Here is a 24,137-nt window from a genome sequence, read left to right as displayed (position 1 = left end):
AGGCGGCGATGGAACCCTTACGCGACGGCAGAAACCGTTTACTCAACGGCTGGCAATTATCAAAGCTGTACACCTTTGAAGTGGCGGCCAGGCATCAGTCTTTTGCGCTGGCGGCGGATGAGCTGTCGCTAAGTCCCAGCGCGGTCAGCCATCGAATCAATCAACTGGAAGAGGAACTGGGGATTCAGCTCTTTGTCCGTTCGCACCGCAAAGTAGAACTCACCCATGAGGGCAAGCGGGTATTCTGGGCGTTGAAATCGTCGCTGGATACGCTGAATCAGGAAATCCTCGATATTAAAAATCAGGAGTTGTCAGGGACGCTGACCGTCTATTCGCGGCCTTCGATTGCTCAGTGCTGGTTGGTGCCTGCGCTGGGAGACTTTACTCGTCGCTATCCGTCCATCTCGCTGACCATGTTGACCGGTAATGACAACGTGAATCTCCAGCGGGCAGGGATTGATTTAGCGATCTATTTTGATGATGCGCCCTCGGCGCAGCTGACGCATCACTTCCTGATGGATGAGGCCATTCTGCCGGTGTGCAGCCCCGAATATGCCCGTCATCATGACTTAACGAATGCGCGGGTTAACCTGCGCCACTGTACGCTCCTGCATGACCGACAGGCATGGAGCAACGACTCCGGCACCGATGAATGGCACAGTTGGGCGCAGCATTTTGGCGTGAATCTGCCGACATCGTCGGGTATTGGCTTCGATCGTTCCGATTTAGCCGTTATTGCGGCAATGAACCATATCGGCGTGGCGATGGGGCGTAAACGGCTGGTGCAAAAGCGTCTTGATAGCGGCGAACTGATTGCGCCTTTCGGCGAGATGACGCTGAAATGCCACCAGCACTATTATGTGACCACGCTGCCTGGCAGACAGTGGCCGAAAATCGAGGCGTTTATCGGCTGGTTGCAGGAGCAGGCGACGTAGCGTTTGCCACGCGAAGATTTATTGCATGTAAAGCCAGAAAGCGTGCTAAATACGTGATATGACTCCTGATGATTTGCTTAAGGACAATCGTGTTAAAGCCGCTTGCTTCTCTCTTCCTGCTCGTCAGCGCCACGGTGTGCGCGGCTCAGCCGCCGTTGACCGCTTCGCGCTATGCGCAGCAGCTTGGTGTGGGGATGGACGTTGACTGGGCGCGCACCGAACGGGGTATCCGGGAGTTTGATCCTCTGGTGGTGCGTGATTTTCAGGCGAAGGGATTTAAGCATGTGCGCATACGCGTCGCGGGAGAGCCGACGGAAGCGCGACTCATCCACCTGCGAAAACTGGTGGAGGCGTGTGAGCAGTATGGCGTGATTCCGATCATTGCTTATCAGGCCGATGAGTATAAAAACGACCCCAGCCCCGGCAATGAACAAGAGGTGATCAACTGGTGGGTGGCCGTCGCGCGCTATTTTGCGCAACGTTCGCCGCTGCTGGGGTTTGACCTGATTTATGAACCGGCGGAGAAACTCAACCACAGCCAGGCTTCCCTGAACCGGGTATATGACAAAACCATCCGCACTCTTCACGCGATTGACCCCCAACGCATGATTTTTGTCGCGCCTCGTTTGCGCGCCGCGCCGGAAGCGTTGTCGGCCCTAAAACTGCCCCCGCAAAGCCAGAATTACGTGCTGGCGGAGTGGCATATCTTTCCGTGGGGGCCGTTGAAAAATAACGGTAAATACCCGTGGACGTCAGGCACGGCGGCGGAGAAAGCGGCGATTCGCGCGCGAATTAACGCCGCCGTGCGCTGGCAGCAAAAAACCGGCCATGTCAGTTGGGTTGGCGGCTGGGCGCCGGGTGAATCAATCAAAAATAGCCCTTCCGCTTCGCAGCTCGCGTTTGCCCGATTTATGGCGTGCGAGTTGCAAAGGGTGAATATTCCGTATGCGATTAACGCGGATACGCAGTTTTATGACGGAGAAGAAGGGGCGTGGCGTCCGGCGCTGGAGCCGCTCCTGACCACGATGATCTCGCCGGTATGTGAAAAGCCCGGCGGGAAACTGGGCCATCATTCGATTAAATCGTCTGCCCCTGATGCGGCACACGCGACGCCAGCGGCAGCCAGCACAGTAAAATCAGCAGCCCCATAAGCGTCATCAAAAAGCCGAGGCTACCCTGCCCGGTTTGCGGCAGCATCGCGGAGAGCCACGCCAGCACGCCGGAGCCGATGTTTTGCAGGCCGCCCACCAGCGCGCCAGCCGTTCCGGCGAGGAACGGGAAAGGCTCCATCGCGCCGCTGGTCGCCAGTGGGAACAGCATTCCGGCGCCGAAGAAGAACAGCGCGGCGGGGATCAGCAGCGTCCAGACGTTCATCACGCCAAACAGACCTGGAACCCACATCATGACGCCAGCCAACAGGCAACTGAATACCGACTGCCACATCAGCGTTGCGAAGCGCTTATTCGGGCGACCCGCAAACCACGCGCCGAAAAACGCCGCCGGAATTGGCAGAATAAACAGGATGCTCACCACCATGCTGCTCAGACCCAGCACCGCTCCCATCAGCACGCCGGAGCAGGCTTCAAAGACGGCGATTCCCGCCAGTCCACCAATCAGCATCAGCAGATAACAGGTAAATGCGCCGTTGCCGAATAATGTTTTATAGCTGGCGATCAGGCGGGTACGTGGTGCGCCTGTGGGGCGCGTCTCCGGCATCCAGCGTGCCATACTGAAGGTGACGCCTGCGCAGAGAACCAGCAGGAAAACGTAACAGGCGCGCCAGTTCCAGACGGTATCCAGCAGTCCGCCAATCAGCGGCGCCAGCAACGGACTCACCAGAATCCCCATATTCAGCAGGCTGTTAGCGTGGCGTAACTGCGTACCTTCATACAGATCGCGCGGTAGCGTACGCGCCATCACGCCGCCGACGCCGGTGCCCATGCCCTGCAACGCGCTGGCGGCAATCAATACCGTCAGGCTGTGGGTGGTAATCGCGACCAGCGTAGCCAGCATAAAAATGGACATCCCGACGAGGATCACCGGGCGGCGCCCTACCCGATCGGAAAGCGGGCCGTAAAACAGTTGCGATACGCCATAGGTGAGCAGGTAAGCGGCCATGACGCTTTGTACTGCCCCTTCACGAACGTTCAGTTCACGCGCCATATCGGCAATGGCGGGGATATAAATGGTTTGCGCCATCTGCCCGACGGCCACCAGTAATACCAACATCAACAACAAATTGACGCTTCTCTGCCTTTTCATTTCGCTGATTACTTTTAAAAAAAGAAAAAAATAAGAATAAGGTGCTACGCATTCCCATAAATGCGAGTGGAATCTACCACACTAAAAAAAGAAGGCCATATTCACGGCGGGAATAGCGTGGGAGCCGAACGGCAGGATATGTAAACAAAAAGCGGCAACAATTGTTGCCGAGAGATTATTTTACCGCAGTTTGATGGTGCCCGACGGCTCCCGTAGGCCGGATAAGGCGTAGCCGCCATCCGGCAATCAGGATAAACGCAGCAATATCGCCCCGGCGGCAATCCCGCCAGCCGCGACCAACCGTAGCCCGGCGACTTTCTCATTGAGCAGCAGCCAGGCAATCAGCGCGCCGAACAGAATGGATGTTTCACGCAGTGCGGCCACCACGGCCAGCGGCGCCTGAGTCATCGCCCACAGCGCCAGCCCATAGGAACCCATCGTGCCGATACCGCCAAAAATGCCTTTCTTCCAGTGCTGCGCCAGATAGCGCGAGGCTTCCCGCCGCCGGGCAATCATCGCCCAGCCAAGCAGACAGGTACCGTTCAACAAGAAGGTCCACAGCGTATAACCCAGCGCGGTTTCCGACACCCGCACGCCCGTACCGTCCACCAGCGTATAGCCAGCGATAAAGCAGGCGTTGATCAGCGCCAGCGTGATACCCCGCCGGGAGCGGGCGCGACCGTTACAGGCCATGCCGAGAATCGCCAGGCAAATTACCGCGATACCGAGCCAGGCCATTGTGGAAAGGCTATCGCCAAGAAACAGGACGCTAATTATCGCCACCAGCAGCGGTGCGGTGCCGCGCATCAGGGGATAGGTCTGGCTCATATCCGAAACCTGATAGGTTTTGGCGACCAGCACGGTATAAACCACCTGTAAGGCGGTGGAGGCGGCTAAAAAAGGGATGCTGGCGGCGGGAAGGGGCGGGGCGAAGGGCAGACACGCCAGCGCCATCAACGCTGCGGAACCACTGACGCTGATTGCGGAGTAAAGTTTGTCATTTCCCGCCTTCACGATGGCGTTCCAGCTGGCATGCAGCAGCGCGGCGAACAGTAAAATGCAGAAAATGGAAAGGGTCATGGTTCAGGTATCGTCAGTGGTTGTCATAAAAACGTAACATATCGACGATGGACAAGCACCAGGCAGATGATGAAAGGGGAGCGGTTGCCCGCTCCCCTTCGGTGCGGCTTGAATCTGAATTACCGGAGGTATTTCAGAACGGCATCAAGCAGTTGCAGTGCAGCAACAATGAGTTTCAGGATAAGAATAGAGATATCCACGAGGCTCATACGCTCTCCTTCTGGTAAAAGGAGCACGGTGCTGACGTACCTCTCCGCCGCCTGTTGTCAGCACCTTTTGTTGACATAACACAGTGTGCTCACACGGGGGTTAAGGCGCTGACGGCACCACCCGTTTCAGCCAGGACTTTGTTGCGCCGGTTACGATGCGGCCCCCTATAACACATTGCGTACAGTGATATTATAGATAAATACTGTATGAATGAACAGTATTTTGTGGACGGATCGCGACTTCTGATCCATACTCAAATGCGTCAAAATTCGTGCCGAAATTGCGTGTTCTTCGCGGAACGCGTATACTTCTGATGTTGATATAACACAGTGTGCTTTGCGGCAACCAACCGCATAACGCTGATAAAAACCTCGCTCCGGCGGGGTTTTTTGTTTTGCAGGCCAGCGTCGGCATCTGGCAAAGCGTGATCGTCGACGCATTTTTGTGCAGATGAAAAATTTTCCGTTGTCATGCCTGAAAAGCTGTGCTTGTATAAAACCTGTTAATCCATAAACAGACAAGGTCCCTAATGAACCCTTCCATGCTGACTGCGACCCTACTAAAAACTGCGCAACCTGCCGCAGTGGTCGTCGTGCGTGTGGTGGTGGTCGTCGGCAATGCGCCGTAGGGACTGGAACAACACACGATTCCAAAACCCCGCCGGCGCAAACCGGGCGGGGTTTTTCGTTTAAGACACCTTCCCGGCAAGTCGGCCCAGAATAAAAGGACTGGAGCATGGCAAGTTCGGGCACAACATCAACATCCCCGCGTACGCGCTTTACGGGCGCAGAGTTTATCGTTCATTTTCTGGAACGTCAGGGCATTAAAATCGTCACTGGCATTCCGGGCGGTTCGATTCTCCCCGTTTACGACGCCTTAAGCCAAAGTACGCAAATTCGCCACATCCTGGCGCGCCATGAACAGGGGGCGGGGTTTATCGCTCAGGGGATGGCGCGAACCGACGGTAAACCCGCGGTATGTATGGCCTGTAGCGGGCCGGGCGCGACTAACCTGGTCACCGCCATTGCCGACGCGCGTCTCGACTCCATTCCGTTGGTATGCATCACCGGTCAGGTTCCGGCCTCGATGATCGGCACCGATGCGTTTCAGGAAGTCGACACCTACGGCATCTCTATCCCCATCACAAAACATAACTATCTGGTCAGAGATATCAATGAGTTGCCACAGGTAATGTGCGATGCGTTTCGCCTTGCCCAGTCCGGGCGCCCTGGGCCGGTGTGGATAGACATTCCTAAGGATATACAGACGGCGGTGTTTGACATTGAAGCGTTGCCTGCTCCGGCTGAAAAAATGGCGGCGCCGGAATTCAGCGCTGAGAGCATTCGTGATGCGGCGGCGATGATCAACGCCGCGAAGCGCCCGGTGCTGTATCTTGGCGGCGGCGTGATTAACGCGCCTGCGCGCGTGCGTGAACTGGCGGAAAAAGCCAGACTGCCCACCACTATGACTCTGATGGCGCTGGGCATACTGCCGAAGGCGCATCCGCTTTCTCTGGGGATGCTGGGCATGCATGGCGCGCGCAGCACAAACTATATTCTGCAAGAGGCGGATCTGCTGGTGGTTCTGGGGGCGCGTTTTGATGACCGGGCGATTGGCAAAACCGAACAGTTCTGTCCGAATGCCAAAATCATCCATGTGGATATCGATCGCGCGGAACTGGGTAAAATTAAACAACCGCACGTTGCCATTCAGGCTGATGTTGATGACGTTCTGGCGCAGTTGATTCCGCACATTGAGGCTCAGCCACGCGAAGAGTGGCATCAACTGGTGGCGGATTTGCAGCGCGAGTTCCCGTGCGCGATCCCTGAAGCCAGCGATCCGCTCAGCCATTACGGGCTGATTAATGCCGTTGCCGCCTGCGTGGATGACAGCGCGATTATCACGACCGACGTAGGCCAGCACCAGATGTGGGCCGCACAGGCTTATCCGCTCAACCGTCCACGTCAGTGGCTGACTTCCGGCGGGCTGGGGACGATGGGTTTTGGCTTGCCTGCGGCGATTGGCGCGGCGCTGGCGAACCCGGACAAGAAAGTGTTGTGCTTCTCCGGCGACGGCAGCCTGATGATGAATATTCAGGAGATGGCGACCGCCAGCGAAAACCAACTGGATGTAAAAATTATCCTGATGAATAACGAAGCGTTGGGGTTGGTGCATCAGCAACAAAGCCTGTTCTACAAGCAGGGCGTGTTTGCTGCCACCTATCCGGGGATGATCAACTTTATGCAGATTGCCGCTGGTTTTGGTCTGGAAACCTGTGATTTAAATAATGAAGCCGATCCGCAAGCGGCGCTGCGGGAAATCATCAGCCGCCCAGGACCGGCGCTGATCCATGTACGTATTGATGCAGACGAAAAAGTTTATCCGATGGTGCCGCCGGGTGCGGCCAATACTGAGATGGTGGGGGAATAAACCATGCAGAAACAATCACATGAGAACGTTATCCTGGAACTCACCGTCCGTAACCATCCTGGCGTCATGACGCACGTTTGTGGGCTGTTCGCCCGTCGCGCTTTCAACGTGGAAGGGATTCTTTGTCTACCCATCCAGAGCAGCGACCAGAGCCGCATCTGGCTACTGGTCAACGACGATCAGCGTCTGGAGCAGATGATTAGTCAGATCGATAAACTGGAAGATGTGGTGAAAGTGGCGCGCAATCAGTCCGATCCGTCAATGTTTAATAAAATCTCGGTTTTCTTTGAGTAATAATGGCTATCTGAACAAGGGGAAACCCTTGTTCAGGTTAATTATTTGAGAGTGTTATATAACTATAAGTAATATTTTCGGACGTGACGTGTCTTTATTATCCGGTTTATGAACTGTCTTATTTGCAGTATAGAAAGTATCTTTTCGGACAAAGTGACCAATACTCGCCTGAGCGTCTGGGGCGCTTCTTTACGATGTCATATTGCAATGATATTATGCGCCGGGTTGCTGTGATTCAGAGCGAATAACTAATGGAAATCGTTGAGCATCTTTTTATTGTTTGCTCCCCGCTTCAGCTCAGAATTGTTTCTAAGATTAAAGCGAGGTATAAACACGCACGTTTTCATATCATCTACCTTAAAACAAAGGTAGAGTTAAAATCCTATATATATGAAACGGTTAATAATGAATTCTCTTCTGGCTTAGTCGCCAGTATGGATTATGGCTTTATTAACATGCTGAAAATCAATCGCTTTCTTTCTCATAAAACAATCCATTATGTCTATATGGCGAATATCAGCCATCTTTCAGTGCAATACATTCTAAAAATGTTGTCTGATGACGTTAAGATTAGAACGTTTGATGATGGCATTCTGAGTATCAACTCCGCAGGCTATCTTGATAAACAAATAAAACTACGAAAAGGCCCCGGTCGTAAGTTGACGCGGATGTGGCTTGGTCAGCATTATAATATCAGGGATATCGCGAAAAGAAGTGAACTGCATTTCTCTATCGTAAAGCATAAAAGCAAAAGTAGAAATGTAGACTGCGATATTGTTTATATTGATGTTCTCTCAGAGGAGAAACAGCGCTTGCATACTGAGCGCAGTGCGCCTGTCTATGCCGGGGAGATCAATGTTTTTGTGGGCTCGAAATTTAAAGATATCCTTGATGTGAAAAATGATTCCAACCTTATTGCGTTGATTCATAAGATAGAGACGCTCGCAGCGCACTATCCTTCACTCCAGTACCTCAGGCACCCAAGAGAGTACAGCCAGCAGGTGTTTGGCATGACGGAAATTACGCTGAACGCCATTTCTGAAGATTATATTTGCCAGTTATCCTCGGCTTACCAGCGAGTGAATGTCTTTGGTTTTGCAAGCACTTGCCAGCTTAATGTGATGAAATTAGAGAATGTCTACATCACACTGCTAAAAACCACCCTGATCCGGCCCGATATTCGGGATTCCTTTGCGCTTTTTTCTGATAGCGACAAAGTGCGTATCTGCGACCTGGACAGTATGGAACCGTAACGGAGTCGTACGCCCGCCAGACGCATTGAATGCTGCTCACGGCTTGAACAGCCATGCGCTTATCGTTAAGGTAAGCGCTTTGTTGGATGGCCGGCCTACAACGGCTCCCGCCCGTAGGCCTGATAAGCGCAGCGCCATCAGGCACTTTCAAGTACCAGGACAGAACCATGATCACCATCGCCCTTATTGACGATCACCTTATCGTCCGCTCCGGCTTTGCGCAGCTGCTGGGGCTGGAACCTGATTTACAGGTTGTGGCCGAGTTTGGCTCGGGGCAGGAGGCGCTGGCGGGATTACCGGGGCGCGGCGTGCAGGTCTGCATCTGCGATATCTCCATGCCGGATATCTCCGGGCTGGAGTTATTAAGTCAGCTTCCTAAAGGGATGGCGACGATAATGCTGTCGGTACATGACAGTCCGGCGCTGGTGGAACAGGCGCTGAACGCCGGTGCGCGCGGCTTCCTTTCCAAGCGCTGTAGCCCTGACGAGCTGATTGCCGCGGTACACACGGTGGCGACGGGCGGCTGTTACCTGACGCCGGATATCGCCGTTAAACTGGCGGCCGGACGGCAGGACCCGCTGACCAGACGTGAACGCCAGGTGGCGGAAAAGCTGGCGCAGGGAATGGCGGTAAAAGAGATCGCCGCCGAGCTGGGGCTGTCGCCAAAAACGGTACACGTACATCGCGCCAATCTTCTGGAAAAACTGGGCGTCAGCAACGACGTTGAACTGGCGCGCCGCATGTTTGATGGCTGGTGATGAAAACCATCCTTTCCCGGTTAATTACCGTTATCGCCTGCTTTTTTATCTTCTCCGCCGCGTGGTTTTGCCTGTGGAGCATCAGCCTGCACCTGGTTGAGCGCCCGGAGCTGGCGGTACTGCTGTTCCCGTTCGGTTTACGCCTGGGGCTGATGTTGCAGTGTCCGCGCAGCTACTGGCCGGTATTGCTGGGCGCGGAATGGCTGCTGGTCTGGTGGCTGGCGCAGGAAGTGGCGCTGGCGCATCTACCGCTTTTGATGATCGGAGGCCTGTTGACGTTGCTGCCTGTGGCATTAATCTCCCGCTATCGCCATCAGCGCGACTGGCGCACCCTGCTGTTACAGGGCGCGGCCTTGACGGCGGCGGCATTGTTACAGTCTCTGCCCTGGTTAGGCCAGGGGGAAGAGACGTTAAACGCGCTGCTGCTGACGCTTACCGGCGGGTTGACGCTGGCGCCCATCTGTCTGGTGTTCTGGCATTACCTGACCAGCACCACCTGGTTACCGCTCGGCCCGGCGCTGGTCTCGCAGCCGGTGAACTGGCGCGGGCGGCATCTGGTCTGGTATCTGCTGCTGTTCACCGTCAGCCTGTGGCTACAGCTGGGTCTACCGGCTGAGCTGTCACGCTTTACGCCGTTCTGCCTTGCGCTGCCGATTATTGCGCTCGCCTGGCATTACGGCTGGCAAGGGGCGCTGATTGCGACGTTGATGAACGCCATCGCGCTGATTGCCAGCCAGACCTGGCACGATCATCCCGTTGATTTACTGCTTTCTCTGCTGGCGCAAAGCCTGACCGGGCTGCTGCTTGGCGCGGGGATTCAGCGCCTGCGCGAACTCAACCAGTCGCTGCAAAATGAACTGGCGCGTAACCATCGTCTGGCGGAACGCCTGCTGGAAACGGAAGAGAGCGTGCGGCGCGACGTAGCGCGGGAACTGCACGACGACATCGGTCAGACCATCACCGCCATTCGCACTCAGGCGGGAATTGTACAGCGGCTGGCGGCGGATAATGGCGGCGTAAAACAGAGCGGGGCACACATTGAGCAACTGTCGCTGGGCGTGTATGACGCGGTGCGTCGCCTGCTGGGGCGCTTGCGTCCACGCCAGTTGGATGACCTGACGCTGGAACAGGCTATCCGTTCGCTGATGCGGGAAATGGAACTGGAAAGTCGCGGCATTATCAGCCATCTCGACTGGCGAATAGACGAGTCTGCGCTTAGCGAAAGTCAGCGGGTAACGCTGTTTCGCGTTTGTCAGGAAGGGCTGAACAACATTGTGAAACACGCTAATGCCAGCGCGGTTACGCTACAGGGCTGGCAGCAGGATGAGCGGCTGATGCTGGTGATTGAAGACGATGGCAGCGGCCTGCCGCCGGATTCCGGCCAGCAAGGCTTTGGTCTGACCGGGATGCGCGAGCGCGTGACGGCGCTTGGCGGCGTGCTGGCCATCTCCTGTACGCACGGCACGCGCGTTAGCGTGTCGTTGCCTCTGCGTTACGTTTAAGGAGCGGTGATGCTGACGTTTCTGAAAGCTCCGGCAAATGCGCCGTTGATAACCGATAAACACGAAGTCGATGCGCGTTACCGCTACTGGCGGCGACAGATCTTACTTACCATCTGGCTTGGCTACGCGCTGTTCTATTTCACCCGTAAAAGTTTTAATGCCGCCGTGCCGGAGATCCTCGTCAGCGGTGTGCTGACCCGCAGTGATATCGGCCTGCTGGCGACGCTGTTTTACATCACCTATGGCCTGTCGAAGTTTGTCTCTGGCATCGTCAGCGACCGTTCCAACGCCCGTTATTTTATGGGCATTGGGCTGATCGCCACCGGCGTGGTGAATATCCTGTTCGGTTTCTCCACGTCGCTGTGGGCCTTTGCATTACTGTGGGCGTTGAATGCCTTCTTCCAGGGCTGGGGAGCGCCGGTGTGCGCCCGTTTGCTGACGTCCTGGTACTCGCGTAATGAGCGTGGCGGGTGGTGGGCCATCTGGAATACCGCGCATAACGTCGGTGGGGCGCTGATTCCGATCGTCATGGCTGCTGCCGCTCTGCATTATGGCTGGCGCGCCGGGATGATGATTGCCGGAACGCTGGCGATTATCGTCGGCATTTTTCTCTGCTGGCGGCTGCGCGACAGGCCACAGGCTATCGGTTTGCCAGCGGTCGGGGACTGGCGGCATGATGAGCTGGAAATCGCTCAGCAGCAGGAGGGGGCGGGGCTGACCCGCAAAGAGATCCTGACCAAATACGTGCTGTTGAATCCCTATATCTGGCTGCTCTCGCTGTGCTATGTGTTGGTGTACGTGGTACGCGCGGCGATCAACGACTGGGGCAACCTGTATATGTCGGAGACGCTGGGTGTCGATCTGGTCACCGCCAACACGGCGGTCACGATGTTCGAGCTGGGCGGGTTTATCGGCGCGCTGGTGGCGGGCTGGGGCTCAGATAAACTGTTCAACGGCAACCGTGGGCCAATGAACCTGATTTTCGCTGCCGGAATACTGCTCTCTGTCGGTTCGTTATGGCTGATGCCGTTCGCCAGTTACGTGATGCAGGCGGCGTGCTTCTTCACCACCGGCTTTTTTGTCTTTGGCCCGCAGATGCTGATCGGCATGGCGGCTGCGGAATGTTCGCACAAAGAGGCGGCGGGGGCGGCAACCGGTTTTGTCGGTCTGTTTGCCTATCTTGGCGCATCGCTCTCCGGCTGGCCGCTGGCGCAGGTGATGGAAACCTGGCACTGGACCGGGTTCTTTGTGGTGATTGCCATTGCGGCGGGCATTTCCGCCCTGCTGCTGCTGCCGTTTTTGAACGCGCAGGCGCCGCGCGAGGCCAGCATTACGTGACGGACTTCACCTTTTTACCCCGAGTGGGGCAAAACTAAGAAATTTTCCCGGTTTCGCCTGGACGCTGTCTCAGGCTGGTTGGGCGACTGATTTTTACAATGCCTGCAATAAAGCAGGCTTAAAAAATCAGGAGATACCCGTCCCATGCTGAACTTCTTAAACCAGGTGCGTAAGCCGACCCTGGATCTGCCGCTCGATGTACGGCGCAAAATGTGGTTCAAACCGTTCATGCAGTCCTATCTGGTGGTCTTTATCGGCTACCTGACCATGTACCTGATCCGCAAAAACTTCAACATCGCCCAGAACGACATGATCTCCACCTACGGGCTGAGCATGACGCAACTGGGGATGATTGGTCTGGGCTTCTCGATCACCTATGGCGTAGGCAAAACGCTGGTTTCCTACTATGCCGACGGCAAAAACACCAAGCAGTTCCTGCCGTTTATGCTGATTCTTTCCGCTATCTGTATGCTGGGCTTCAGCGCCAGCATGGGGAGTGGTTCCGTTAGCCTGTTCCTGATGATCGCCTTCTACGCGCTGAGCGGTTTCTTCCAGAGTACCGGCGGGTCGTGCAGTTACTCCACCATCACCAAATGGACGCCCCGTCGTAAGCGCGGCACCTTCCTCGGCTTCTGGAATATCTCCCACAACCTCGGCGGCGCTGGCGCGGCAGGCGTGGCGCTGTTCGGCGCGAACTACCTGTTCGACGGCCATGTGATCGGCATGTTTATCTTCCCGTCGATCATCGCGCTGATTGTGGGCTTCATCGGCCTGCGCTTTGGCAGCGACTCCCCGGAATCTTATGGTCTTGGTAAGGCGGAAGAGTTGTTCGGCGAAGAGATCAGCGAAGAGGACAAAGAGACCGAAGAAAATGAGATGACCAAGTGGCAGATCTTTGTGGAATACGTCCTGAAAAACAAAGTGATCTGGCTGCTGTGCTTCTCCAACATCTTCCTGTACGTGGTGCGTATTGGTATCGACCAGTGGTCTACCGTTTACGCATTCCAGGAACTGAAACTCTCAAAAGAAGTGGCGATTCAGGGCTTTACCCTGTTTGAAGTGGGCGCGCTGGTCGGCACGCTGCTGTGGGGCTGGCTGTCGGATCTGGCGAACGGTCGTCGCGCGCTGGTGGCCTGCGTTGCGCTGGCGCTGATTATCGCCACCCTCGGCGTTTACCAGCATGCCAGCAACCAGTACGTCTATCTGGCGTCCCTGTTCGCGCTCGGCTTCCTGGTGTTTGGCCCGCAGTTGCTGATCGGCGTGGCGGCAGTCGGCTTCGTTCCGAAAAAAGCGATCGGCGCGGCGGACGGCATTAAAGGCACCTTCGCTTACCTGATCGGCGACAGCTTCGCCAAGCTGGGGCTGGGGATGATTGCCGACGGTACGCCAGTCTTTGGTCTGACCGGCTGGGCGGGCACCTTCGCCGCGCTGGATGCCGCTGCCATTAGCTGCATCTGCCTGATGGCGATGGTCGCGGTGCTGGAAGAACGTAAAATTCGCCGTGAGAAAAAAATACAGCAACTGAAAGTCGCTTAAGTGTGTATTGGTAACGTTTTGCCCGGCCTGGCGCCGGGCTTTTTTATTGCGCGCAGGGTGATGCTCCACATTGCCTGTCGAGAATTTGTCGTTATGATGGACGTCCTGTTGAGTAACGGATGTGCGCATGATTTGGATTATGCTGGCCACGCTGGTCGTGGTGTTTATTGTTGGCTTCAGGGTGCTCACCTCGGGGGCCCGGCGTGCGATTCGTCGGTTAAGCGAGCGTCTGGGCATCAGCGTGGTGCCGGTGGAATCAATGATCGACCAGATGGGCAAAGCGCCTGGAGAGGCGTTTTTACAGTACCTGCATCGTCCTGATGAATCACATCTGCAAAATGCCGCCCAGATATTGCTGATCTGGCAGATCGTGATTGTGGATGGCAGCGATCAGAACCTGCAACAGTGGTATCGTCAGCTGCAAAAAACGCGTCTGGCCGCGCCAATTACTGACGCGCAGGTACGCCTGGCGCTGGGATTTCTGCGCGAAATAGAACCGGATATGCAAGAGATTAACGCCTTCCAGATACGCTACAACGCCCTTTTTCAACCTGAAGATGGCGTGCACTGGTTGCATTGAGAACGGTATGTGCCATTTTGCATAAACATCGTTAACCCCCCGCGCCTTCATCAGACCGATTTCCAGCGCCTACGCGCCGGTATCAAGCCCGGTCGTTTCGGTATCGAGGAAGAGGGGGGCCTGAGTTAACCAGGTATGCCACCTGCCCGCCCTCCGGCACTGGAGGAAGCATTATCACCAATGCTGATAGCACAATCAAAAAAAACAAATATTCATTGGGAAAAGACGGAGGCATATTTTATCCACACAACGAAACGTCAGGAAATAACAATGAACGCCAGAGTGATAAATATGACCGGTGCCACGCCTATTCTAAGCAGGCTTGAATCTCTTCGAGAGAGGAAAATTTTTTCTTTCCACGCGCTCCCGATATCAAGTTACGGGAATAGCGACATTATCGGTGACCCGAATTATGAAATTTCGGAATGTCCTGAAGGCTCCTTCACCGGAGAACTTTTCGATAATTTCTTTTTCCCTTCAGGCATTATTTCAGAATCACAGAAAATGACAGCTGGACTCTATAATGCTGACGCATCATTCTATATTACCAGCGGAACCAGTACAGCTAACCAGATCGCTATTTCAGCCCTATGTAAAAAGGGAGATCGTATTCTGGCTGACCGTAACTGCCACCAGTCAGTTCATTTCCACACGCAGTCAATCGATGTTGAAGTCCATTATCTCTGCCCGGACCTTCGGACGGAGGACGGTGAAATCAGTGCCTGGTCATATGAACACCTTGAACAAACTCTTCTTACGCTACAACAAAGTGGCAAAGCCTGTGATGTGGTGATTCTTACCGCGCAGTCCTATGAAGGGATCATTTATGATATTCCGGGTGTTCTTGAACGACTTCTGGCGGCCGGCATCAGCACCCGACGGTTTTTTATTGATGAAGCATGGGGCAGCCTAAATTATTTCAGTGAAGACACACGGCCCCTGACAGCAATGAATATAGGTTCGCTGCTTGATAAGTATCCTGATCTGGACGTTGTCTGCACCCACTCCGCACATAAATCCCTTTTCTGTCTCCGACAGGCCTCAATTGTCCACTGCCGTGGCACCGGTAGCCTGCCGGACAGAATTGAAACAGCGAAATACCGCATCCATACCACCTCACCAAGCTACCCGATCATGGCCTCGCTCGACGCCGCACAGGCGGTGATGGCCGGACATGGGAATGCACTTGCTGCACACGCGCGCGGGCTGGTAAGCAAATTTATTACCGGCGTATCTTCACTGAAAATTCCTGGCATCGAGGCGGTGTGCCTACAGGTTTTCAGCTCACACAACCACATTCATTATGATCCGACAAAAGTGATGCTTGACGTATCTTCACTCGGGACAGGAGCAGAGATTAAACAGTATCTCTGCGAGGAAAATATTTATGTAAAGAGATACTTGAATAATGTGCTTCTCTTTAATTTCCACATTGGCATCAATGACCAGGCTGTTACTTCACTGCTTTTTGCACTGAATAAAATCAGTCAGAGAAAATACGGCAATACCACTTCCGAAACGGAGATTTCGGATAAATTTATTATCCCCTATCCTCCCGGTGTTCCGCTTGTTTTTCCGGGGGAAATTATTGATGACGGTATAAGAAATAAAATCGATGAATACCGGAAAAACGGTTTTCTAATTATCGCAGCCTGAATTTAACATCTTTCATACGCACAGGACAATTATCATGATTACGCTCAGCAGAATGACTGAGATTGCTGCCTTGCGCGGCAATCAGACCTGTATTACCGACAATAACGGACAGTGCACCTGGAATGAGATCACCCAACAGACCGAATCCCGCGTAGTCTTCCTTCGCCGGACTTTCAGTGAGGAGCAGTTGCGATCGGTCTGCTATCTGTCAAAAAACAGTGCAGAACTGGTCTGCTGGCTGGCAGCATTCGCCACGCTCGGCATTCCGGCCAGCGGGCTGGATTACTCGCTTCCCGCAGAGACGCTCAGCACGCTGATTGGGCGGATAAGACCCGGTTTATTGCTGGTTTCCTTCAACCTTTTTACAGCCGATGAACTCAGTCATCTGAATACCGTCGGCACGAGCATGCTGGCCGTTGATGCCCTGACTGACCCGGTGATCGACAGTATTGGAGAACTGCACCACTCGGAACTGAACTGCCTGCTGTCCACGTGCACACCGCCACCGTACCGCGGACTTTCCCTGACGTCAGGAACGAGTTCTGTACCCAAAATAGCCCTGCGCTACCAATCTTTTGATGCCCGCCGTTTCGCATGGTTTACCCGTCAATTTGGCTTCAGCGATGCTGATGGCTTCATGCTCATTCTGCCTCTTTACCATGCTGCCGGTAACGGCTGGGCGCGAATGTTTATGGGACTGGGAGCCCCCCTTCATCTGGTCGACCAGTATGATGAGCAGGCCCTTGCGCGGACGCTTTCTCGAGAGTGCGTACGCGCGACGGTAATGACCCCTAATCTTGTCACCTGGATTACGGGCCTTGCCACCCGGCTTCCCCTTCGGCATCACCTGCGCTGGGTGCTGGTCGGGGGCAGTTATTTCCCTGTCACGAGCAAACAGGCCGCCCGCGCCGCCTTTGGTAATATTTTCTGTGAGTATTACGGCTGCACGGAAACAGGGGTGAATGTACTGTCAGAGTCGGCCGACATGCAGGCCTGTCCAGAGAGTGTCGGCCGTCCCTTTGACGGTAACCGGGTGATGATCCTTGATGAAGACAACAGACCGCTCAGGATAGGGGAAAAAGGGAGAGTGGCCATCTCCAGCTATATGCTCATGGATGAGTATAGTGACGGAAGCAGGCCGTTCATCACGATCGGAGATGAACGTTACTTCCTGATGGCTGATTACGGCTATCTGGATGACGGCGGCAGACTGTTTCTGATGAACCGTAACGGTGAAATCCGCAGTGACCATGATATTTACCGCATTGAGGAAAAAATCCGCTCACTGCCCTGTATTATAGATGTGGCACTGGTTACAGTGCAGCTTCAAGGGGTCAATCATGTCAGATGTATTTTCAGTACTGAGCAGAGCCGCAAACAAAAATTCATGCGTCTGATTGAAAAAATAAATGAGCAAGCTTTCACAACCGGCGTCATTAATTTCTCCGCACACCGGGTTGATAAAATACCCTACAGCCCGAGTGGAAAAGTCCGTTACGGTGAAATTATTCGTATGATGGATGCGGCATAAACAAATGCCATCAGTATTTCTGATAACAAAATAAAAACTCGTGAATAGTTATTTATTAATAACTGTGAAAATATTAAAGAACAATATCTGTCACGATTTTATGAATATAAAAGGAAAGTGAATCAATGAATACTTATATTAAAGGATTGCTCTGCTGCCTGCTGGCAACAGTGTCATGGGGAGCCATGTTTCCCGTGATGACACATGCCCTGACCCGGATAGATCCGTTTAATTTTACCACACTCCGTTATGGTATTGCGGGTATTGCTTTCGCTCTGCTGTTACTGTTCCATGAAGGGCGTCCGGCTTTCCGGCTGGAGAATGAACGTTGGGTGCTGGCCTGGCTGTTCGGGACTCTGGGGTTTGCCGGATTCGGTTTCCTGGTGTTCCTCGGCCAGCATCTTGCAGGCCCGGGTGGAGCCCTGACCGCATCCATCATGATGGCCACTATGCCCATGCTGGGCCTCCTCACGATCTGGGCGCTGAAAAGAGTCCGTCCACGGGCCAGCACCTTCGGGTTTATCCTGTTGTCCTTCAGCGGAGTGGTGCTGGTGATCACTGACGGTAATTTGTCCGCAGTCCTGCACTCTCCGGCCAGCCTGACAGCCAACCTGCTGCTGATTGCCGGCGCACTCTGCTGGGTCTTGTATACCATCGGCGGAAGTTATTTTCCGGGCTGGAGTCCGCTGCGTTATACCACGCTAACCACACTGCTGGGTATGACGAGCGTGGTCGCCACAGACCTGCTGCTGATGGCCACAGGTATCATTACGGTACCGGATGCCGCTGCGGTCACCGCCGTGATCCCGCATTTGCTGTATATGGCTCTGATTGCAGGTCTGATGGCGGTACTGTGCTGGAACATTGGTAACCGTATTGTCACACCCACCAACGGTGTGCTCTTTATGGATGTTGTTCCCGTCACCGCCTTTATTGTTTCGGCGCTGAACGGCGTGGTACCGACGCACGTACAGATTGCCGGTGCCACGCTCACAGCCACCGCGCTTGTGTTCAACAACCTCAGCCAGCGTAAAATGGCGCGACAGGCCGTACAGAGCACCGTGCTGAAAACCTCCGCCGCCCGCCGTTAAACCCCCGAGCCCTCTCCTTGATGGAGGGGGCCGTAAAAATTCAGGCCGGTACCTGCCAGATATCTCTCACCGTATCGATCAGTGCAGCTACCACAGGGGAGGTTTCTTTTTCACGATCCCATACAAAGCAGAGCTGGCTCACCGTTTTCTCTCCGGGCCAGATATACAGCTCCTCGTTATCCTGGAGAACCAGAGCAATATCCTCCCGCATAAGGGTTATGCCAGCCTCCATTGCAACCAGCTCGGCCAGCGTTTTTTCCTGATCAGCGACGATGGCCGGCTGAACGCTCACACCATGTCTTTGCAGAAAATCACGAGCTATAGAACTGAAAGAACATTTTTCCGGTGTGGCAATCCACGGAAACTCCTGAAGCTTATCCCAGCCGGCAGTCTCAAGCTGTGCCTTCCAGGGGCGAGGGCCAACAATGCACAGGGTGATTGGAGAAACCGTGATCACACCCAGCCGGTCTCCGTGTACTTCTCCAATGATAAAACCCGCATCCAGCTCCCCGGCGAGAAGGCTGTCAATGATATGACCGGAAATATTCTGCCTGATAGTCAGGCTGACGTTTTGATGCCGCTGACGTAGCTGGGAAAGAACCTGCGGTAGATTGAGTATCACAGGAACGGAAATCGTGCCGAGGGCGCAGATTTCAGTAGCATGAAGCGAACGAGCCCGATTCACAAATTTACTGACAGCATCAAGAGCGAGGCGGGCTTCGTCCCGCATAATCAGACCGGATGCAGTGAGTTCCATACCGCGTGGGGTGCGTTTGAAAAGCCGTACATTAAATTCAGTTTCGAGTGATTTGATATGAGCGCTTACCGCCGGCTGGCTCAGAAACAGTTGACTGGCCGCCCTGGTCAGGCTCGCTGTTTCTGCAACGGTAACAAGGGTTCTGAGCTGGTTTAAATCCATTGAGCTTCCTGCCTTTTCAGATTAGATGATACTTGAGCCGTCTGTGACTGTCCTGATTTACATTAACCTGTATTTCCTTACATTTGTATACGTATGACGCAAATTACGGGTTATCAGTGCTCGGGATTTCAGGAAAAGGGGAGGAGAGTACGGACTATGGGAGTCAGTTTTGTGGGAACGTCGCTCTCTGGCAGCCTGATGTTGCTGACGGCGCTGCTGGTGACGGTAAAAGTTCGCATACAAACGACGCGATAATACGTCAAAAGGGGTGACGATTCGGTCACCCATGACGTTTTACATATCCGGGCATTCGACTTTGCCGAGCGCTTCCCAGTAGTTATTCTGGTTGTTCCTTTCTATCGCCACGATCGCCTCGCGGATGTGCTGTTGATTACTCTCATTCGACATGATCATTTTCTCCCATGCCTCATCCGACAGCGATGCCTGCGGCGTACACATTTTGCGTAGCTCTTTCAGGACGGTGCTTTTTTCGTTAGCGGTCTGAAGCGAGCTATAAGGCGAGTTAGCCAACGCAATGCCTGGCAGCGCGAGAAGGGCGGTAAAGAGCAGCAGAGCGGTTTGTTTCATCGTCATCATCCAGTATTCAAAGTTTAAGCATAAGTATAGACAGAACACGACTCTCTCAGCGGTCCGCATTACTTCGCAAAACCGTCTCGTCTGTAAGTTGTAGGCGGATTCTCCCCGCTCTCTCACTTTCTTGCGCAGCAGAATAGTGTATGTTCTGAACAATCATTTATTTCTTAAGCGGTAAAGAGATGAGACGGATTGAGGTAATACTGGGGGAACTCGAACGGCTGACGCGTGGGCTGAATCTTGCCGATCTGGCGCAGGAGACGGCATTTACGGCGGAAGCCATTGGCTTTAACCTCGGGCTGGCGCGCAACTCGGTCAGTAAAGATCTCAATCAACTCTGCAATGATGGTCTGGCGATCAAAAGCCGGGGCCGCCCGGTGTTTTTCCTGCACCGTCAGGCGCTGGAAACGCTGCTGGGGCGTAAGCTGGATGACGCCGAACGTGAAGTACGTACAATTGCCGATCTGTTGCCGCGTCAGGAAGGGCACACAATCGACGATCCCTTTACCGGTCTGATTGGCTACGATCGCAGCCTGCGCGATGCAGTAGAAAAAGGCCGCGCCGCAGTGCTTTACCCCCACGGGTTGCATGTGTTGCTGACCGGACCTTCCGGCGTTGGCAAAACCTTCTTTGCTGAACTGATGCACCGCTTTGCCTGCGAGCACGCCGCAGACTCCCTGCCGCCGCTGGTCTATTTTAACTGTGCGGAATATGCCCATAACCCGGAACTGCTCTCTTCGCACCTTTTCGGTCATCGACAGGGGGCGTTTACCGGAGCGAGCGAGAATAAACCTGGCCTGGTGGAGCAGGCGGACGGCGGCTATCTGCTGCTGGATGAGGTACACCGTCTGCCGTATGAAGGGCAGGAAAAGCTGTTCTCCATTCTCGATAAAGGTGAATACCGTCCGCTGGGGGCAAGCAGCAAGGCGCGTTCGATATCGGTACGCCTGATTTGCGCGACGACAGAACCGGTAAGTTCGGCGTTGTTACGTACTTTCCAGCGGCGTATTCAGGTCTGTATCGATCTGCCGGGCATTCGCCAGCGTTCAATCGAAGAACAGGTGGAGCTGATTGTCGGCTTTTTGCAACGTGAAAGTCGCAAAATTGAGCGCACGGTGAGTATCGACAAGACGCTGTTGCTCTGGCTGCTGAATAAGCCGCTGGAAGGCAACATCGGCCAGCTCAAGAGTGATATCCAGTTCCTCTGCGCTCAGGCGTGGGCGTCGGGGATGACGGAGCATAACGATACGCTGCAACTGGATAAACGGCTGGCGGAAATGCCGTTTAACGCCACGCCGGAGCAACGTCTGCTGGTGGACACGCTGTTTGATGGCAAAGAGCGCTTGAACGTTGACGCGCGCACGTTGCCCGCCTTGAAAACGTCGCTGGCGACGGGCGCCGAGATTGAAGAGAGCGATCTCTTTTACAGCTTCCTGACCCGCGAATACGTCAATCTGCGCAACAGTAACGTGCCTCCGGCGGAAACGCTGGCAATCCTGAAAAATAAGCTCAGCTCGATTTTTGAATATGGTCTCTACAGTCGCGACAATATTGCGCATCCGCCGCGTTATGGCGACCAGATTGAGGAGCGTGTGACGCTGCTTATTGGCTGCGTGGAGCAGGTGCTTACGTTTACGCTGCCGGAGAACCTGGTAAATCCGCTGCGTAAACATTTTCTGGCGCTGATTGGCTACGTTCAGCGCGGCCTGATCCCGCAGCTTTATTCTTCCAGCCTGATCCTCGATCGTTGCAAAGATGAGTACGACAACGCCACATTGTTGTGCCGAAAAATCAATGAATTGCTGCATATTCAGTGTCCGGCGACGGAAGTGGTCTGGCTGTGTCTGTTCCTCAAAGAGTGTCGTCATTATCGTCAGCGTATCGACGCCAGCCCGGACTGCGGGGTGATCCTGATTGCTCACGGCGCAACAACGGCCACAAGCATGGCGCAGTATGTGAATCGGGTGCTGGAGCGCGAGTTGTTCAGTGCTATCGATATGCCGTTTGAGCAGTCGGTGCATGACACGCTGGAAACCCTGACCCAGATGATTCAGACCCGACGTTATCAGCGGCTGATCCTGATGGTGGACATCGGCTCGCTGGTACATTTTGGCAGTACGATCAGCAAATTATTCCAGATTGACGTTCTGCTGATGCCAAATATAACCCTGACCAGCCTGCTGGAGGTGGGGCTGGATTTAAGCTATGAAACCAGCGACCTGCCGCAACTGGCGGCGTTAATGCAGGGGAAAAGCATCCCCTGCCAGCTTTGTACGCCACAGCAGGAAAACGGCGGCAAAGTGCTGGTTATCTCCTGTATTACCGGCATGGGCACGGCGGAAAAAATCAAAAAGGTGCTGGAGGAGAGTTTTGGCGAGCTGATGTCGCAGGACACGCGGATGGTGATCCTCGATTACAACGATGTTCGCAGCCTGGAGCGCGTCCAGCAGTCGCTGCATGCCAGTGAACGACTGGCGGGTATTGTTGGCACCTTCCAGCCGGGGCTGCCGGATATTCCATTCATTTCGCTGGAGGAATTGTTCTCTGAGCAGGGGCCGGAACTGGTGTTGAGCCTGTTAACGCCGGACCTCACCAGCGCTGAACGCCGCCTGGAAATGGAACGCAGCGCAATGCGCTTTATCAGCGCGCTGACGATGGAGAGCATCATCAACCATATTTCAGTGCTTAACCCGCAGCGCATTCTGAAAGAAATGGAAGGGGTGCTTAACCATCTGACCACCGCGCTTTCGCTGAAACCAAGCCGCCAGGTGACACTGCGCTTCCTGATCCACTGCTGCTGCATGGTCGAGCGTATCGTGATTAACCGAAAACCGTTACAGATGGCGCTGGAAAACAAACCGGATCTGGATGCCCGCGCGTTTAGTGTCATCAAATCGGCTTTCCTGCCGATTGAAGAGGCTTATGCCATCCGTTTATCGGACGCGGAATATTTTTATATCTACGAATTACTCTATAGCTGATCCCTTATCTGGCGTGGCGCTGCGCCTCGCCAGACCTCTCTTCTCCCCCGTGTGACACTAATCCTGGCACAGCCTTTGCTCTTACTCTGATGAGTTTTGCCGGATGGCGTTTGCTATTCGTAGGCCCGGTTCGTAGGCCCGGTAAGCGTAGCGCCACCGGGCAATGTGTGCCGGATGGCGGCGTAAACGCCTTATCCGGCCTACGGCGGTGACGCTATCGGGCATTGCCAGTCTCATGTAATCGAGCCAGGAGGCCATTTTGACTACCACTGAATCCTTGCCCCAGATCCTGCTGCTGACGCATGGCGGCTGGGGACAACAGCTCTGCAACAGCCTTCGCATGGTGATGGGGGAAATTAAAGGCGTAACAGAAATTGCGCTCATGCCCGTGGATACGCTGGGCGAGTTTTATCAACGTGTCGAAGCCGTGGTGAAAACCATGCCGGAAGGCTCACTTATTCTGACCGATTTTGTTGGCGGCACGACCTCCAACGTGGCGGCACGACTGAGTGCGGATTATCCGGTGGCGGTGGTTTCCGGGCTGAACGCCTCGCTGCTGCTGGAGGCGCTGGATCGGCGCGAACACGGCCCACTTACCGCCTGCGTGAGCGGTCTGGTGGAAGCCGGGCGCAGCAGTTGTCTGGATGTCGTCGCCCATGTTCGTCAATTACAACAATCACAATAAGGAAAATCATTATGGCAAACATCGTGTTATGTCGCATCGACAGCCGTCTGATTCATGGGCAGGTCGTGACGAAGTGGGTCGGACAATCCCAGGCAAACCGGATTGCTGTGGTCAGTGACGAACTGGACGCCGATCCGTTTATGAAAAATATCTACCTGATGGCCGCGCCGCCAAACATCAAAGTGGATTGCTACAGCAACCAGAGCTTTGCGGCATCGTGGAAAGAAAACCAACTCGGCGACGGCAATGTGCTGGTGTTGTTCCCGTCTCTGGCGGCTATTCAACAGGCCGTGCAGCAGGGATTTGATGTCACCACCATTCAGGTTGGGGGCTTAGGCGGTGGGCCAAACCGCAAAGCGGTTTTCCAGAACATTACGCTCGATGAAAAAGACGTTGGCATTCTTAACGACCTGAAAAGTCGTGGGATTCAGGTGTTCTTCCAGACTATCCCGGAAGATAAACCACAGTCGCTGGACGATATCCTGAAAAAATTCTAACCCTC

Annotated in this window: 22 protein-coding genes; 17 read left to right on the top strand and 5 right to left on the bottom strand. The window is 54.4% G+C overall.

The window, feature by feature from the left end; genetic code table 11:
• The first annotated feature begins 8 nt into the window (after positions 1 to 8).
• Positions 9 to 935 (top strand): DNA-binding transcriptional regulator DsdC, encoded by a 927-nt coding sequence (gene dsdC / locus OGX75_RS03170; RefSeq protein ID WP_024130072.1) that lies wholly within the window; start codon positions 9 to 11, stop codon positions 933 to 935.
• A gap of 68 nt (positions 936 to 1,003) precedes the next feature.
• Entirely contained in the window at positions 1,004 to 2,086 is a 1,083-nt protein-coding gene (locus OGX75_RS03165; protein ID WP_286451044.1) for a cellulase family glycosylhydrolase, read from the top strand.
• Here the strand turns inward: OGX75_RS03165 and emrD are convergent.
• The 3 genes from emrD to tisB all read right to left on the bottom strand — a co-directional run bounded on the left by emrD (position 2,013) and on the right by tisB (position 4,486).
• A complete protein-coding gene (gene emrD / locus OGX75_RS03160; protein ID WP_058668305.1) occupies positions 2,013 to 3,197 on the bottom strand; it encodes a multidrug efflux MFS transporter EmrD in 1,185 nt (394 codons plus the stop codon). The genes OGX75_RS03165 and emrD overlap by 74 nt on opposite strands.
• 246 nt (positions 3,198 to 3,443) lie before the next feature.
• A complete protein-coding gene (locus OGX75_RS03155; protein ID WP_012000775.1) occupies positions 3,444 to 4,277 on the bottom strand; it encodes an EamA family transporter in 834 nt (277 codons plus the stop codon).
• Between the two features lie 119 nt (positions 4,278 to 4,396).
• Positions 4,397 to 4,486: a type I toxin-antitoxin system toxin TisB gene (tisB, locus tag OGX75_RS03150; protein ID WP_286451043.1), complete on the bottom strand. Its 90-nt coding sequence runs from the start codon at positions 4,484 to 4,486 to the stop codon at positions 4,397 to 4,399.
• Positions 4,487 to 5,016: 530 nt separating this feature from the next.
• On the opposite strand from tisB, the gene ivbL reads away from it, so the two are divergent.
• The 12 genes from ivbL (at position 5,017) to OGX75_RS03085 (ending at position 18,456) form a co-directional block, all read left to right on the top strand.
• Positions 5,017 to 5,115, top strand: a complete 99-nt coding sequence (gene ivbL, locus OGX75_RS03145; RefSeq protein ID WP_047460165.1) for an ilvB operon leader peptide IvbL — start codon at positions 5,017 to 5,019, stop codon at positions 5,113 to 5,115.
• A 107-nt stretch (positions 5,116 to 5,222) separates the two neighbouring features.
• Positions 5,223 to 6,917 (top strand): acetolactate synthase large subunit, encoded by a 1,695-nt coding sequence (ilvB, locus tag OGX75_RS03140; protein WP_012000772.1) that lies wholly within the window; start codon positions 5,223 to 5,225, stop codon positions 6,915 to 6,917.
• A gap of 3 nt (positions 6,918 to 6,920) precedes the next feature.
• On the top strand, positions 6,921 to 7,211 hold the full coding sequence (gene ilvN / locus OGX75_RS03135; protein WP_012000771.1) for an acetolactate synthase small subunit: 291 nt from the start codon (positions 6,921 to 6,923) through the stop codon (positions 7,209 to 7,211).
• A gap of 251 nt (positions 7,212 to 7,462) precedes the next feature.
• Positions 7,463 to 8,464, top strand: coding sequence for a glycosyltransferase family 52 protein (locus tag OGX75_RS03130; RefSeq protein WP_012000769.1), 1,002 nt, complete (start codon positions 7,463 to 7,465; stop codon positions 8,462 to 8,464).
• Positions 8,465 to 8,631: 167 nt separating this feature from the next.
• Positions 8,632 to 9,222, top strand: a complete 591-nt coding sequence (gene uhpA, locus OGX75_RS03125) for a response regulator transcription factor UhpA (protein WP_024130070.1) — start codon at positions 8,632 to 8,634, stop codon at positions 9,220 to 9,222.
• The gene (gene uhpB / locus OGX75_RS03120) at positions 9,222 to 10,724 is read left to right on the top strand and encodes a signal transduction histidine-protein kinase/phosphatase UhpB (RefSeq protein WP_012000767.1); all 1,503 of its coding nucleotides are present in this window, start codon (positions 9,222 to 9,224) and stop codon (positions 10,722 to 10,724) included. Before uhpA ends, uhpB begins: the two co-directional genes overlap by 1 nt.
• Before the next feature lie 9 nt (positions 10,725 to 10,733).
• Entirely contained in the window at positions 10,734 to 12,062 is a 1,329-nt protein-coding gene (locus OGX75_RS03115; protein ID WP_012000766.1) for an MFS transporter, read from the top strand.
• Between the two features lie 144 nt (positions 12,063 to 12,206).
• Positions 12,207 to 13,598, top strand: a complete 1,392-nt coding sequence (gene uhpT / locus OGX75_RS03110) for a hexose-6-phosphate:phosphate antiporter UhpT (RefSeq protein ID WP_012000765.1) — start codon at positions 12,207 to 12,209, stop codon at positions 13,596 to 13,598.
• A 127-nt stretch (positions 13,599 to 13,725) separates the two neighbouring features.
• Complete coding sequence (locus tag OGX75_RS03105) at positions 13,726 to 14,178, top strand: DUF1198 domain-containing protein (RefSeq protein WP_012135814.1); 453 nt, start codon at positions 13,726 to 13,728, stop codon at positions 14,176 to 14,178.
• Between the two features lie 180 nt (positions 14,179 to 14,358).
• Positions 14,359 to 15,834 carry an aminotransferase class I/II-fold pyridoxal phosphate-dependent enzyme gene (locus OGX75_RS03095; protein WP_286451042.1) on the top strand — a complete coding sequence of 492 codons (1,476 nt, stop codon included), beginning with the start codon at positions 14,359 to 14,361 and terminating at the stop codon, positions 15,832 to 15,834.
• 34 nt (positions 15,835 to 15,868) lie between these two features.
• On the top strand, positions 15,869 to 17,365 hold the full coding sequence (locus OGX75_RS03090) for a class I adenylate-forming enzyme family protein (RefSeq protein WP_286451040.1): 1,497 nt from the start codon (positions 15,869 to 15,871) through the stop codon (positions 17,363 to 17,365).
• Positions 17,366 to 17,490: 125 nt separating this feature from the next.
• The gene (locus OGX75_RS03085) at positions 17,491 to 18,456 is read left to right on the top strand and encodes a DMT family transporter (RefSeq protein ID WP_286451039.1); all 966 of its coding nucleotides are present in this window, start codon (positions 17,491 to 17,493) and stop codon (positions 18,454 to 18,456) included.
• Positions 18,457 to 18,496: 40 nt separating this feature from the next.
• Here OGX75_RS03085 and OGX75_RS03080 read toward each other — a convergent pair whose 3' ends face one another.
• Positions 18,497 to 19,375 carry a LysR family transcriptional regulator gene (locus tag OGX75_RS03080; RefSeq protein ID WP_153257963.1) on the bottom strand — a complete coding sequence of 293 codons (879 nt, stop codon included), beginning with the start codon at positions 19,373 to 19,375 and terminating at the stop codon, positions 18,497 to 18,499.
• Between the two features lie 294 nt (positions 19,376 to 19,669).
• Positions 19,670 to 19,963, bottom strand: coding sequence for a YicS family protein (locus OGX75_RS03075; RefSeq protein WP_024131070.1), 294 nt, complete (start codon positions 19,961 to 19,963; stop codon positions 19,670 to 19,672).
• A 188-nt stretch (positions 19,964 to 20,151) separates the two neighbouring features.
• Between OGX75_RS03075 and dagR the strand changes: the two genes are divergently transcribed.
• The 3 genes from dagR to OGX75_RS03060 all read left to right on the top strand — a co-directional run bounded on the left by dagR (position 20,152) and on the right by OGX75_RS03060 (position 24,132).
• On the top strand, positions 20,152 to 22,950 hold the full coding sequence (gene dagR / locus OGX75_RS03070; protein WP_286451037.1) for a transcriptional regulator DagR: 2,799 nt from the start codon (positions 20,152 to 20,154) through the stop codon (positions 22,948 to 22,950).
• A 259-nt stretch (positions 22,951 to 23,209) separates the two neighbouring features.
• Positions 23,210 to 23,635, top strand: coding sequence for a PTS sugar transporter subunit IIA (locus OGX75_RS03065; protein WP_024131069.1), 426 nt, complete (start codon positions 23,210 to 23,212; stop codon positions 23,633 to 23,635).
• An 11-nt stretch (positions 23,636 to 23,646) separates the two neighbouring features.
• Positions 23,647 to 24,132 (top strand): PTS sugar transporter subunit IIB, encoded by a 486-nt coding sequence (locus tag OGX75_RS03060; RefSeq protein WP_042323421.1) that lies wholly within the window; start codon positions 23,647 to 23,649, stop codon positions 24,130 to 24,132.
• Positions 24,133 to 24,137 lie beyond the last annotated feature (5 nt).

The sequence above is a fragment of the Citrobacter sp. CK199 genome (assembly GCF_030333285.1).
Taxonomy (GTDB): Bacteria; Pseudomonadota; Gammaproteobacteria; order Enterobacterales; family Enterobacteriaceae; genus Citrobacter_B; species Citrobacter_B koseri.
Note: the sequence above shows the minus strand (reverse complement) of the source record. Positions and strands in the feature narration are given on the sequence as shown.

Bases quoted from the DNA above. Each gene is read 5' to 3' on its own strand.
- dsdC (WP_024130072.1), top strand. From the start codon at position 9: ATGGAACCCTTACGCGACGGCAGAAACCGTTTACTCAACGGCTGGCAA.
- OGX75_RS03165 (WP_286451044.1), top strand. From the start codon at position 1,004: ATGATTTGCTTAAGGACAATCGTGTTAAAGCCGCTTGCTTCTCTCTTC.
- emrD (WP_058668305.1), bottom strand. From the start codon at position 3,197: ATGAAAAGGCAGAGAAGCGTCAATTTGTTGTTGATGTTGGTATTACTG.
- OGX75_RS03155 (WP_012000775.1), bottom strand. From the start codon at position 4,277: ATGACCCTTTCCATTTTCTGCATTTTACTGTTCGCCGCGCTGCTGCAT.
- tisB (WP_286451043.1), bottom strand. From the start codon at position 4,486: ATGAGCCTCGTGGATATCTCTATTCTTATCCTGAAACTCATTGTTGCT.
- ivbL (WP_047460165.1), top strand. From the start codon at position 5,017: ATGAACCCTTCCATGCTGACTGCGACCCTACTAAAAACTGCGCAACCT.
- ilvB (WP_012000772.1), top strand. From the start codon at position 5,223: ATGGCAAGTTCGGGCACAACATCAACATCCCCGCGTACGCGCTTTACG.
- ilvN (WP_012000771.1), top strand. From the start codon at position 6,921: ATGCAGAAACAATCACATGAGAACGTTATCCTGGAACTCACCGTCCGT.
- OGX75_RS03130 (WP_012000769.1), top strand. From the start codon at position 7,463: ATGGAAATCGTTGAGCATCTTTTTATTGTTTGCTCCCCGCTTCAGCTC.
- uhpA (WP_024130070.1), top strand. From the start codon at position 8,632: ATGATCACCATCGCCCTTATTGACGATCACCTTATCGTCCGCTCCGGC.
- uhpB (WP_012000767.1), top strand. From the start codon at position 9,222: ATGAAAACCATCCTTTCCCGGTTAATTACCGTTATCGCCTGCTTTTTT.
- OGX75_RS03115 (WP_012000766.1), top strand. From the start codon at position 10,734: ATGCTGACGTTTCTGAAAGCTCCGGCAAATGCGCCGTTGATAACCGAT.
- uhpT (WP_012000765.1), top strand. From the start codon at position 12,207: ATGCTGAACTTCTTAAACCAGGTGCGTAAGCCGACCCTGGATCTGCCG.
- OGX75_RS03105 (WP_012135814.1), top strand. From the start codon at position 13,726: ATGATTTGGATTATGCTGGCCACGCTGGTCGTGGTGTTTATTGTTGGC.
- OGX75_RS03095 (WP_286451042.1), top strand. From the start codon at position 14,359: ATGCTGATAGCACAATCAAAAAAAACAAATATTCATTGGGAAAAGACG.
- OGX75_RS03090 (WP_286451040.1), top strand. From the start codon at position 15,869: ATGATTACGCTCAGCAGAATGACTGAGATTGCTGCCTTGCGCGGCAAT.
- OGX75_RS03085 (WP_286451039.1), top strand. From the start codon at position 17,491: ATGAATACTTATATTAAAGGATTGCTCTGCTGCCTGCTGGCAACAGTG.
- OGX75_RS03080 (WP_153257963.1), bottom strand. From the start codon at position 19,375: ATGGATTTAAACCAGCTCAGAACCCTTGTTACCGTTGCAGAAACAGCG.
- OGX75_RS03075 (WP_024131070.1), bottom strand. From the start codon at position 19,963: ATGAAACAAACCGCTCTGCTGCTCTTTACCGCCCTTCTCGCGCTGCCA.
- dagR (WP_286451037.1), top strand. From the start codon at position 20,152: ATGAGACGGATTGAGGTAATACTGGGGGAACTCGAACGGCTGACGCGT.
- OGX75_RS03060 (WP_042323421.1), top strand. From the start codon at position 23,647: ATGGCAAACATCGTGTTATGTCGCATCGACAGCCGTCTGATTCATGGG.